Origin of the sequence: Methylocella tundrae (assembly GCF_038024855.1) — a bacterium.
In the GTDB taxonomy this organism is placed as follows: Bacteria; Pseudomonadota; Alphaproteobacteria; order Rhizobiales; family Beijerinckiaceae; genus Methylocapsa; species Methylocapsa tundrae.
Window position 1 is genome coordinate 3,897,585 of sequence record NZ_CP139089.1, and the last position, 11,933, is coordinate 3,909,517.

8 protein-coding genes are annotated in these 11,933 nt (G+C 59.4%); all 8 read left to right on the top strand.

Features of this window, described 5'->3' with window-relative positions:
• Positions 1–2 precede the first annotated feature (2 nt).
• The gene (locus tag SIN04_RS20135; RefSeq protein WP_134492172.1) at positions 3–1,091 is read left to right on the top strand and encodes a microcin C ABC transporter permease YejB; all 1,089 of its coding nucleotides are present in this window, start codon (positions 3–5) and stop codon (positions 1,089–1,091) included.
• 3 nt (positions 1,092–1,094) lie between these two features.
• Complete coding sequence (locus SIN04_RS20140; RefSeq protein WP_134492174.1) at positions 1,095–2,255, top strand: ABC transporter permease; 1,161 nt, start codon at positions 1,095–1,097, stop codon at positions 2,253–2,255.
• Positions 2,256–2,324: 69 nt separating this feature from the next.
• Positions 2,325–2,708, top strand: a complete 384-nt coding sequence (locus SIN04_RS20145; RefSeq protein ID WP_197732009.1) for a hypothetical protein — start codon at positions 2,325–2,327, stop codon at positions 2,706–2,708.
• A gap of 30 nt (positions 2,709–2,738) precedes the next feature.
• Complete coding sequence (locus tag SIN04_RS20150; protein WP_134492176.1) at positions 2,739–3,371, top strand: hypothetical protein; 633 nt, start codon at positions 2,739–2,741, stop codon at positions 3,369–3,371.
• A 14-nt stretch (positions 3,372–3,385) separates the two neighbouring features.
• A complete protein-coding gene (locus SIN04_RS20155) occupies positions 3,386–5,008 on the top strand; it encodes an ABC transporter ATP-binding protein (RefSeq protein ID WP_134492726.1) in 1,623 nt (540 codons plus the stop codon).
• Positions 5,009–5,420: 412 nt separating this feature from the next.
• Complete coding sequence (gene otsA / locus SIN04_RS20160; protein ID WP_134492178.1) at positions 5,421–6,968, top strand: alpha,alpha-trehalose-phosphate synthase (UDP-forming); 1,548 nt, start codon at positions 5,421–5,423, stop codon at positions 6,966–6,968.
• A gap of 286 nt (positions 6,969–7,254) precedes the next feature.
• Positions 7,255–10,530 (top strand): maltose alpha-D-glucosyltransferase, encoded by a 3,276-nt coding sequence (treS, locus tag SIN04_RS20165; protein WP_134492180.1) that lies wholly within the window; start codon positions 7,255–7,257, stop codon positions 10,528–10,530.
• Between the two features lie 230 nt (positions 10,531–10,760).
• On the top strand, positions 10,761–11,027 hold the full coding sequence (gene rpsT / locus SIN04_RS20170; RefSeq protein WP_134492182.1) for a 30S ribosomal protein S20: 267 nt from the start codon (positions 10,761–10,763) through the stop codon (positions 11,025–11,027).
• Positions 11,028–11,933 lie beyond the last annotated feature (906 nt).

Genomic DNA, 11,933 nt, shown 5'->3' on the forward strand with positions numbered 1-11,933 from the left:
TGATGTTCGCTTATATCGCCCGCCGCCTTCTCCTGATGATTCCGACGATTTTTGGAATCCTCCTCATTTCATTCGTCATCGTGCAATTTGCGCCGGGCGGACCCGTCGAGCGCATCCTCGCTCAATTGCAGGGCACAGACACTGGCGCGACGGCCCATTTCGGCGGCGGCGGCGAGATCGGAGCGGGCAATACGGGCGATTTCGGCTCGAAATATCGCGGCGCGCAGGGCCTTGATCCGAAATTCATCGCCGAACTCGAAAAGCAGTTCGGCTTCGACAAGCCGGCCTATGAGCGCTTTTTCCTGATGATCAAAAATTATGCGACCTTCCAGTTCGGGCGCTCTTATTTTCGCGACGTGCCGGTGTTGCAGCTGATCAAGGAGAAGCTCCCGGTTTCAATCTCGCTCGGGCTGTGGATGACGCTGCTTTCTTACGCGATCTCGATTCCGCTTGGCATCAAGAAGGCGGTCAGCGATGGCTCGCGCTTCGATATCTGGACCTCGGCGGTCATCATCACCGGCTACGCCATCCCGAGTTTTCTGTTCGCGATCCTGCTTATCGTGCTGTTTTGCGGCGGCTCCTTCTGGCAGATTTTTCCGCTGCGGGGCCTCACGTCCGAGAATTTCGATCAGCTTTCGCTGCCCGGCAAGGTGGCCGATTATTTGTGGCATATCACGCTGCCGGTGACGTCGATGACTTTGGGGGCCTTCGCGACCTCGACATTTCTGACGAAGAATTCCTTTCTCGACGAGATCCGCAAGCAATATGTGCTGACCGCCCGCATGAAGGGATTGAGCGAGCGCCGCGTGCTCTACGGCCACGTCTTTCGCAACGCCATGATGATCGTGGTCGCTGGCTTTCCGGGCGCCTTCATCGCCGCCTTTCTTGGCGGCTCGCTCCTGATTGAAACGATCTTCTCCCTCGACGGGCTTGGCCTGCTATCGTTCGAATCTATCGTCAATCGTGATTATCCGGTTGTTTTTGCTAATCTTTACATCATGGCGCTGCTGGGGCTCGTGGTCAATTTGCTGGCGGATTTGACCTATATGTGGATCGATCCGCGCATCGATTTTTCCACGCGGGAGGTCTAGCCCGTGAACGCCCCCGCTCTGGAGACGGCATTGAAGCCGGCGGCGCCACCAAGGCGCGGGCTTGGCCTCAGCCCGATCAATCAGCGCAGGCTCTCCAATTTCAAAGCGCATAAGCGCGGATACTGGTCGTTCTGGGTCTTTACTGTCTTGTTCGTTCTCTCGCTCTTCGCCGAGTTCATCGCCAACGACCGGCCGATTCTCGTCGTCTACAAAGGTGAAATGCTGTTTCCGATCTTCCGCGACTATCCGGAGGAGAAATTCGGCGGCTTTCTCGCTCGCACCGATTATCGGGACGAGGTGATCGCCAAGGAAATCGACGCGAACGGCTTCATGGTCTGGCCGCCGGTCCATTTTTCCTATCGCACCATCAACCGGCAATTGCCGACGCCCGCGCCTTCGCCGCCGACATGGATGCTCAGCAAGGCGCAATGCACCGCCGCGGCCAAACGTTTCAATAAATCGGACCCGGGTGGCGGTTGCCGCGCGATAGAATGGAACTGGCTCGGCACCGATGACCAGGGGCGCGACGTCCTCGCGAGACTCATCTATGGGTTCCGGCTCTCCCTTCTGTTCGGCCTGACTCTGGCCGGCGTTTCATCGGTGATCGGCATCGCCGCCGGCGCGGTGCAAGGCTATTTCGGCGGCTGGACCGATCTCGTGTTCCAGCGCTTCATCGAAATCTGGTCGTCGCTGCCGCATCTTTACCTTTTGATCATCATCTCCTCGATCATCACGCCGAGCTTCTTTGTTCTGCTCGGCATTTTGCTGCTGTTTTCCTGGGTCAATCTCGTTCATGTCGTGCGCGCCGAATGCCTTCGCACGCGCAATTTCGAATATGTCAACGCGGCCCGCGCGCTAGGGCTCGGCAACGCCGCCATCATCTGGAAACATGTGCTTCCCAACGCCACGGTCGCGACGCTGACCTTTCTGCCTTTCGTTCTCAATGGTTCGATCACAACCCTGACGGCGCTGGACTTTTTAGGCTTCGGGCTGCCGCCCGGCTCGCCCTCGCTCGGCGAACTTCTGCTGCAGGGCAAATCGAACCTGCAGGCGCCCTGGCTTGGCCTCACCGGCTTCATCGTCATCGCCGCCATGCTCTCGCTTCTTGTGTTCATCGGCGAGGCGGTGCGCGACGCTTTCGACCCGAGAAAGACGCTCCACTAGGCGCTGCACAAGACGCTTCAGATGAGCGCGCATTTGTGACAGACTGCATGCGGATCGGAGGAAATGGCCATGCCATTGCGTTCGCAGCTGTTCCGCGACGACGCCCGGCTGCAAGGCTGCCTCGTCGAAGATCGATGGCATGTGACGCCGGGTAGCGCGGGCGATTATGTGCACAGAATACAGGTCGCGCTCATGCAGCTTGACGGGCTGCGCATAGACGCGGGGGAACTTGCGGCGAAGCGATACGGGACATCGACGGCGGCGGCGGTGCTTCAGTTCAAACAGAACCGCGATATCGTCAATCGCGCCTATCAGACGCAAGCCGATGACATAGTCGGGAAGATGACCATCGCCGCGCTCGACGAAGAAATGCTGGAAGCCGAGCGATCGAGAACGATTACGTCGGAAACCCATATTTGTTCATTTGATCAGAAATCAGACTTCGAGGTTTGAGCAATCGAGGTCAGCGGGGGCTGGAGCGCTATGCCAACACCGTGGTCCGCGCCGATCAAGGCGGCGAAACAACTTTCGATATTCCCGACGTCAAAAGTCACTGGCGGCCCGTGGAAGTCCGTCTTCACCAAAGCGCTTGCCGAGTTCAATGCGCTTTCCGCCAAGCACTCGCTTGGGGTCACATTCGCCATCGCTTCGAGCGCGCCGGACCCAAGCGGCGTCGGCGGCGCGGACGTCCAATTCGACACCATCAACGGAACCGCGAACTTCACATGTTTCAATCAGGCTTTTTCGGACAAGCTGAGTGGAAACGCTATGGAGGGGCACACCAAGGTCATTTCGCAAGTTTTCGGCTCCGCGAAATCTATCGCAAAGGCTTTCATCTTCGTGCCTGCAACGCCGAGAGTCGGCGCGGCTAGCAGCCGCGTGGTAGGCGATCCCGTGAAGCTTGTAATTGCAGCGCATGAAATGATTCACGCCTGTGGGCTGGATAATTCCGAACACACGGCGCTCAAGGATGCGGATCTATTCTTTGACGTCCCATCCTTGCGCGATAAGGTTCACCCGGCCGATGACCGGATTGCTGTCGGCAACCCGATTGTAGAAATGCCGCCGCTTTTTCTCTCCGCCCCGACGATCAAGCTGATACAGACCAACTGGTAAATAACTTGCCCGAAATGAACCTGGCCGGCCGACCCCTGCTCGACGTCCGCGATCTCTCTGTTTCGTTCAACCCCTCCGCCGCGGAAGCGCCCGCCGTTGCTGGCGTATCCTTCACGGTTGATCGCGGCCGCACGCTGGCGCTGGTCGGCGAATCCGGCTCTGGCAAATCGGTCACAGCGCTCTCGCTCGTGCGTCTGCTGCCGCCTGGAATTGCCCCGCTTGGAAAGGCTGTCTTTGAGGGCGAGGATCTGCTGACGGTCAGCGAGGAGCGTCTTCGCGCGATCCGGGGCGCCAAGATCACCATGGTGTTCCAGGAGCCGATGACCTCGCTCAATCCGCTCCATACGATCGAAAAGCAGATCAGCGAAATCCTCGAGCTGCATGGCGCGCGCGGCGCGGAAAAAATTCGGGCGCGCATCATCGAGCTTCTCGAGGAGGTCGGGATTCCAGACCCGGCGGAGCGGCTCGGCGCCTATCCGCATCAATTGTCGGGCGGCCAGCGCCAGCGCGTCATGATCGCGATGGCTCTCGCCAACCGGCCGGATCTCTTCATCGCCGACGAGCCGACGACGGCGCTCGACGTCACAGTTCAGGCCCAGATCCTGGATCTCCTGAAGCGCCTGCAAGAGCGGCACGGCATGGCGATGCTGTTCATCACCCATGACCTCAACATTGTGCGCAAAATCGCCGACGACGTCGCAGTCATGCAGAAGGGCCGGATCGTCGAGGCAGGTCCCGTCGCCAGCATTTTCGCAGCGCCCAGCCATCCTTACACAAAGGCGCTCCTCGCCGCCGAACCGAAGGGCATGCCGCCCGCGATGAACGCGGAGGCGAAGCCCATTATCAGCTGCGAGAATATCCGCGTCTGGTTTCCGATCAAACGCGGCTTCTTTCGCCGCACCGTCGGCTTCGTCAAGGCCGTTGACGACGTCAGCGTGACCGTCCGCGAGGGCGAGACGGTCGGCGTCGTCGGCGAATCAGGGTCCGGGAAAACAACGCTCGGCCTCGCGCTTTTGCGGCTTATTCGCTCCGAAGGCGAAATCGTCTTCCTCGGCCAGCGCACGGACGAACTCCGGTTCAAAGAGCTGCGCCCGCTGCGGCGCGATATGCAGATCGTCTTTCAGGACCCCTACGGCTCGCTCTCGCCAAGGCTTTCGGTCGCCGACATTGTGGCCGAAGGGCTTGGCGTTCAGCAGAAGGCGCTCTCGGCTTCGCAAAAGCGCGAGATCGTGGCGCGCGCGCTCTATGATACGGGCCTCGATCCGGCGGCGATGGATCGCTACCCGCATGAATTTTCGGGCGGCCAGCGCCAGCGGGTCGCCATTGCCCGGGCGATGGTCCTCGAGCCCAAATTCATCGTGCTCGACGAGCCGACCTCCGCGCTCGACATGTCGGTCCAGGCGCAGATCGTCGATCTCCTGCGCGATCTGCAGAAGCGCCGAGGGCTCGCATTTCTTTTCATCAGCCATGATTTGCGCGTCGTTCGCGCGCTGGCGAGCGAGATCATCGTCATGCGGCACGGAAAGGTCGTCGAGAAGGGGCCCGCGGCCGAACTGCTGAACCATCCCAAAAGCGATTATACGCGCGCTCTTTTCGCCGCCGCCTTCGATATCAAGGTCGAGGCCGGGGCGGCTTAACGCATGACGCCGAAAAGTCGGAGACTTTTCGAACCCACATCATACGTTAAACAGAGGCTTAAAGAGGGGAATAGGATTGCGCTTACGCTTTCTGCCCTCGAGCATATTCCGATCAGATTGGTTCGATCTGATCGACAAGGATATGCTCAAGTTTTTGAATCTGGAGCGATTTCTGATCGATCGAATGATTCCATTCGATCGGAAAGCGCTCTAGCCCGGCGTTTATCGTTAACATTTCCTAAAAAATATCGCGCGCGCCCAGCGAGAGGCCAAGCTTGGCCGTAACTTCGCCACTGTTGGTCAGCACTATTAATCATAGTCGAATGAAGACACAGCGCTCGTCATGCAACGATTTCTTGAATGAGGCGTTGCCTCTGCGAAGATCCGTCCAGTTGAGGAGATGTTCGCGCTCATGGTTAACCTCGACCTCCTTTATAAGCCGGTGTCCCTAAAGCCTGACCGGTCAAATGGTCGACTGATTGTTGTCTCCAATCGTGTCCCTGTTCCTACCGCTTCCGGCGCGCCCGCGGCCGGAGGGCTCGCCGTCGCTCTCCAATCCGCCCTGAGAAGCAAGGGCGGCATCTGGTTCGGCTGGTCGGGCAAAGCCTCCCAGGAGGCCGACCGGGAGCCTCAGTTGCGCACGCTGGGTTCGATCAGCTTCGCCGTTTGCGACCTGACGCGCCGCGATATAGAGGAATACTATCACGGCTTCGCCAATCAGGCGCTATGGCCCATCTGTCACTATCGGCTGGACCTTGCGCGTCTGTCGGAGCGCGACGCCGCGGGCTATTTCCGCGTCAATGAATTTTTCGCGCGCCGTCTGGCAAAAATGCTGCGCCCCGGCGACGTCATCTGGATTCACGATTATCATTTCATTCCGATGGCGGCCTTTCTGCGCCAGCTCGGGGTTCAGAACCGCATCGGCTATTTCCATCATATTCCCTGGCCTTCGCCGGACACGGCTTCGGCTATGCCGCATTATGATCGCATCCTGCGCTCGTTCAGTTCCTATGACGTCGTGGGATTCCAGACAGAGCCGGACGCGGATAATTTTCGCGATTGCCTGATTGAATCTGGCGCCGGACGCGCCGTCGACGGCAACTGGTGCGAAGCTTATGGCCGCAAATTCCAGGTCGACGCCTTTCCGATCAGCATAGACGCGGAGGCTTTTGCGCTGGAGGCGCGTCTTGCCGAACGCAATACGCTGGTCAGGAGGATGCGCGCGAGCCTTGAGGGCCGAGCCATGATCATCGGCGTCGACCGGCTTGATTATTCGAAGGGAATCAAGCACCGGATCGAGGCTTTCGGCGCTTTCCTGGAGCGATATCCGGAGGCCGCGAAAGCCCGCGTCACCATGCTTCAGATCACGCCGAAGTCACGCTCCGAAGTTCCTGAATACGCCAATATTCAGAACGAGGTCGCGGAGGAGGTCGGCCATCTTAACGGCAAATTGGGCGATATAGACTGGACGCCGCTGCGCTACATCAACAAGGCCATGAGCCAATCGGCTTTGGCGGGACTTTATCGAATGGCCCGGATTGGCCTTGTGACGCCGCTGCGCGATGGCATGAACCTCGTCGCGAAAGAATATGTCGCCGCGCAATCGCCAGACGATCCCGGCGTTCTCGTGCTGTCGCAATTCGCGGGCGCGGCGCGTGAACTCAAAAGCGCTCTGATCGTCAATCCTTACGACATTGGAGCGACCGCGGCCGCCATCGCCCGGGCGATCGAGATGCCACTCGAAGAGCGTCAGGACCGTTGGCGCGACATGATGGCGACGTTGCGCGACAACAGCATCGATCACTGGACAGCCAACTGCCTGCAGGCGATCAGTGGCGAGAGCGAGGCGGATCTCGAGGGCTCGCTGCATCCGGCGGGCTCGATCATCCGCTCGGGCGCGATTGCTAAATCTGAGCCCTGGCTTGCGGCGTCCCCAATCTGGACAAGCCTCGGCTATTGACGTTTTCCAGCATGGCGCGGGGACGCCCGCGCGCCTATGACGGCGCCTGGATGGTCCGGCGCCGCTGAAGGTCAGCCAGATCGACAAGGCTCAGCTTGACCCTGTCCGCTGCAAGGCCGTTTACGCAAATTATCATTCCGATTTGATTTCAGACGTTGATTGAGCCCATGCTTTAACGTCAGCTCGAAACCGCTCCGCGCTTGAGCCGGTCCGTTGAAGCGGCTAAAAAGCTACGGAAGTCCGAGCCGCGTCCGCTTGCCGTCATCTCCCCCAAGAGAGCATCATCATGATCGATCGCAGCGATGTGCATTGGTATCGCGACGCCATTATCTACCAGCTGCACGTCAAATCGTTCTTTGATTGCAACAATGACGGCATTGGCGATTTCAAGGGGCTCACGCAAAAGCTCGATTACGTCAAAGACATCGGCGCCAATGCGATCTGGTTGATGCCGTTCTACCCTTCGCCGCTGCGCGACGATGGCTACGACATCTCGAACTATCGCGACATCAATCCGGCGTATGGCTCATTGCGGGATTTCAAGATCTTCGTTCGCGAGGCGCATGATCGGGGATTGCGCGTCATCATCGAACTCGTCGTCAATCACACCTCCGATCAGCATCCCTGGTTCCAGCGCGCCCGCTTGGCGAAGCGTGGCTCCTCAGCGCGCAATTTCTACGTCTGGGCTGATAATGATCAGGGCTACAAGGACGCTCCGATCATTTTCCTCGACATAGAAAAATCGAACTGGACCTATGACGAGATCGCGGGAGCCTATTACTGGCATCGCTTTTATTCGCATCAGCCGGACCTCAATTACGATAATCCGCGCGTGCTCGAAGCCATTCTCGACGTCATGCGCTTCTGGCTCGATATGGGCGTCGACGGCTTGCGGCTCGACGCCATTCCCTATCTCGTGGAAAGGGAAGGCACGAGCTGCGAAAATCTTCCCGAGACGCATTCGATCATCAAGAAGATCCGGGCCGCCGTCGACGCTGATTATCCAGATCGCATGCTGCTCGCCGAGGCCAATGTCTGGCCTGAGGAAGCGGCCGGCTATTTCGGCAACGGCGATGAATGCCATATGGCGTTTCATTTCCCGCTGATGCCGCGCATCTACATGGCGTTGGCGCAGGAGGACCGCCATCCGATCACCGACATCATGCGCCAGACGCCGGAGCTTCCAGACGGTTCGCAATGGGCGATCTTCCTGCGCAACCATGACGAGATGACGCTCGCCATGGTGACCGACAAGGAGCGCGATTACCTTTGGTCCTTCTACGCCGCCGACCGGCGCGCGCGGATCAATCTCGGCATCCGCCGCCGTCTTGCGCCATTGCTCGAAAACGACCGGCGCAAGATTGAACTTTTGAATTCGCTGCTACTGTCCATGCCAGGCACGCCGGTCCTTTATTACGGCGATGAGATCGGCATGGGCGACAATATCTATCTCGGCGATCGCGATGGCGTGCGCACGCCGATGCAATGGTCCGTCGACCGCAACGGCGGCTTCAGCCGGGCCGATCCGGCCAAGCTTTTTCTGCCGGCCATTCAAGACCCGATCTACGGCTATAGCGCGGTCAATGTCGAGGCCCAGCTTGCGACGCAATCGAGCCTCCTGACCTGGATGCGCCGCCTCATCGCGGTGCGGCGCTCGAACCTCGCCTTTGGGCGCGGCGGTTTGCGCTTCCTCTATCCAGCCAACCGCAAGGTCCTTGCTTATCTGCGTGAGACGGAAGCCGAGCGGATTCTCTGCGTCGTCAACGTCTCTCGCGCGCCTCAGGCGGTCGAGCTCGACCTTGCCGAGTTCAAAGGCGCGGCGCCCGTCGAATTGACCGCCGGCAGTCAATTCCCGCAGATTGGCTCTGCGCCCTATGTTCTGACTTTGCCGTCCTATGGATTCTTCTGGTTCAGATTGGAGGCTGTGCTGGAGGAGGCGCCGGCCCCGCAGCCGGTTCCTGAACTTTTTACGCTGGTCGCCGTCGGCAAAATCGACAGCATCCTCTTGGGACGGGAACTCGTCGCTTTCGAGCGGAACGTCGCGCCCAAATTCTTGACCTCGCGGCGCTGGTTTTGCGGGCGAAACGTGCTGATCCCGAAGGTGTCGGTCAGGGATTTCGCGGTTCTTCGCAATGGCGGAGAGGAGCGCCGTTTCGTCCTGCCGCTTCTCGATGTTGTCGAGGGAGACGGCGCGATTGCAACCTACTTCACGCCTTTCGCGGCGGAGCGCGAGAGCGAACAGCTGACGGCCGCGTCGGTCGCCGTCGCCAAACTGCGTCGCGGCGCGCAGATGGGCGTGCTCTATGACGCCGACGCCTGCCCAGCATTTGGCGCAGCCATGCTGGCCGCCTTCCGGGAGGATCAAGCAGTGGCGACCACGAAAGGCGGAAAGGTCGTCTTCGCCGTCGCCGATCCGCACAACCCTGATCTCGCGATCGCAGCCGCCGAGATGCATCAGCTCGGCGTCGAACAGCATAATTCGACGCTGGTGCTCGACAATCTTCTGTCGCTGAAGATCTATCGCCGGTTGCAGACGGGCGAGAATCCCGAAGTCGAGATCAAGCGTTTCCTCACCGAAGTCGCGGGCTTTCCCAACACGCCGCCCCTGCTTGGCGTCGTCGATTACGTCGATCCCGTCGGCGCGCGCATGACGCTCGCCACCTTGCAGCCCTTTGTGCGCTGCCAGGGGGACGCCTGGACCTGGACGCTCGAGGCGCTGAAGCGCATTCTCGAGGCTTTGGCGATGGCGCCGCCGCAAACGGAGCAAAACGATCAGGGGGAGCCGGCCAGCTTTTCCACCTATGTGCCGCATATGCAGCGTCTTGGCCTGCGCACGGCCCAGATGCATCTGGCGCTGGCGACGCCGACGGATGACCCTGCCTTCAAGGCCGAGGTTTTAACGCATGCCGACCTGCGCCGTGGCGTCGCGAGGCTGAGAGAGGGCGCAAGGGGCGGCTTCGAGCGCTTTCAGGCGCTCGCCCGCCTCAGCGAAGCCGCGGGCCAGGAGGGCGGCGCCGACATTGAGAGGCTTATTGGCCGGCGCGATGAATGTTCCGCCCTCTTCAATACGCTGGAGGAAGAGGAGCCTCGCGGGGCGATCAAGATCCGCATCCACGGCGACTATCATCTCGGCCGGGCGCTCGTCGTCAAAGACGACGTCATCATCGTTGGCTTCGAAGGAGTCGCTGATGGCGGCGATCCACAGGCCAAAGCCTCGCCTCTGCGCGACGTCGCCTGCATGTTGCGCTCTTTTGCCTATGTCGCCGCCGCCGCCGAGCGCGGCATCGCGAAGTTGGTGCCAGACCCGGCGATGGCCGCGACCCGGCTGAGCGAACAGCTCGTCGAATTTTCAGAGATTTTTGTCGAAGCCTATATGAGCGCGACGCATGGAGGACCGATCTGGATCGAGGATCAGCCGACGCGGCGGCGGCTCCTTATCCTTTATCTGCTCTCCGCCGCCTTCGAGGAAGTCACGGATGAGAATCGCTGCGCGGAGGCGGACGTCGTCGCCGCGAAAGGAATCAACGCCATTCTCGACCGCGCGGCGAAACTTCTTCTTTAGCGCGTGACCATTGCCCGCTTGCTCGCCGCAGCGCATAAGCCTGTCCGGCGATCAGCGAGCGGCCGGATGGCGCCAACGCCGCCGCCGACGCTGGAGCGGAACAGTTCCGGTTTTGACCGTTTGGCGTTGACGGGCCGGACCTATCGTGATTATAAGCACGGCTCCCGGCTATGCGCTGCCCGCCCGTTATGGCGCCGTGGCAAATGATGGCCTCGTCCAGGACACAATAAATGGCGAATACACCCTCGGCCAAGAAGGCCGTCCGTAAAATCGAGCGTCGCACAGCGGTCAACAAGTCGCGGCGCAGCCAAATGCGGACTTACGTTCGTAAAGTCGAGGAAGCAATCGCTTCAGGCGATGCAGAAGCGGCAAGCAAAGCTTTGCGCGTCGCAGAGCCCTTGGTTATGCGTGCAGCGCAAAAAGGTATCATTCACAAAAATACCGCATCGAGAAAGGTTTCTCGACTGAGCGCCCGCGTGAGCTCAATCGCGAAATAATATCTCGGTTAGGCATTATTGCTTTTTCATTGCTGAGCCTGGCGCAAGCCGGGCTTTTTCTTTGCGCCTGTTTGTCTAGGCGGCCGAGGCATTTCCAGCCGCTCAATTTTAATGAAGGGTTCTCCCCGCACATCTATTTTCCATGCATTCCAACAACTTGTGGCCAAAGGGCGTAGTTTCCGCCGAAATCGACCGCTGGGCCGGAATTTTCCCCATCTTTCAAGACACTTTTTTGACTCTTTCTTTATAGGCGGAACTCTCCAGCCCGGCATTTTGGGAGCGCGCAGAATCAGGCGTTTAGTTGAGGCGACAGGTGCGAAGGGTAAAGGCGGGACGCCGGCACCGGCGTCTGACTCGAAATTTTGGCGGCCGACGCCTTGCGGAGGCCTTCGCCTATGCTAAAGTCTTATCGCGGTCGGGACGGAGCAGCGGAAGAGCTGAGGGCACGATCTAGCCGCAACCTCCGGTTTCGTTTTGCGTTAGCGCATGTAAAGGCGCTAGATTAGCTCGTAGGAAGATCTATTTTGACATATTATGTGAAGGTTATCGCGCAGCAGTGCTTGCTCGAAACTTTTCCTAATTGAGCTGATACGCCGAAAAATGGAGTTTCTTGCGCCACAGATACACAGCTATATTTGAGTTTTCGAGAATGGTATCCGCGGTTGATGATGCGGGGTAGGGGGAAATCCGTGGTCGTGAATCGAGTTATCCAACATCGGCTTCAGCGCAAGTTTGGATCACAGTTCTATCAGCCTGCGCTCATCCAGGACGCGCATTGGGCTTTGCACCGGCATCGCCGGCGCCCCCGCCCTTAGCCTCTGCTTTTTCCTAATTTTCACTCGACTGTTATTTGGCGCTGCGATTCACGCGGCCCGATAGCGCTGTCTCGATTTCAGAAGCAGGCCG

Coding starts and splice junctions, on each gene's coding strand:
- SIN04_RS20135 (WP_134492172.1), top strand. CDS start 3: ATGTTCGCTTATATCGCCCGCCGCCTTCTCCTGATGATTCCGACGATT.
- SIN04_RS20145 (WP_197732009.1), top strand. CDS start 2,325: ATGCCATTGCGTTCGCAGCTGTTCCGCGACGACGCCCGGCTGCAAGGC.
- SIN04_RS20150 (WP_134492176.1), top strand. CDS start 2,739: ATGCCAACACCGTGGTCCGCGCCGATCAAGGCGGCGAAACAACTTTCG.
- SIN04_RS20155 (WP_134492726.1), top strand. CDS start 3,386: ATGAACCTGGCCGGCCGACCCCTGCTCGACGTCCGCGATCTCTCTGTT.
- otsA (WP_134492178.1), top strand. CDS start 5,421: ATGGTTAACCTCGACCTCCTTTATAAGCCGGTGTCCCTAAAGCCTGAC.
- treS (WP_134492180.1), top strand. CDS start 7,255: ATGATCGATCGCAGCGATGTGCATTGGTATCGCGACGCCATTATCTAC.
- rpsT (WP_134492182.1), top strand. CDS start 10,761: ATGGCGAATACACCCTCGGCCAAGAAGGCCGTCCGTAAAATCGAGCGT.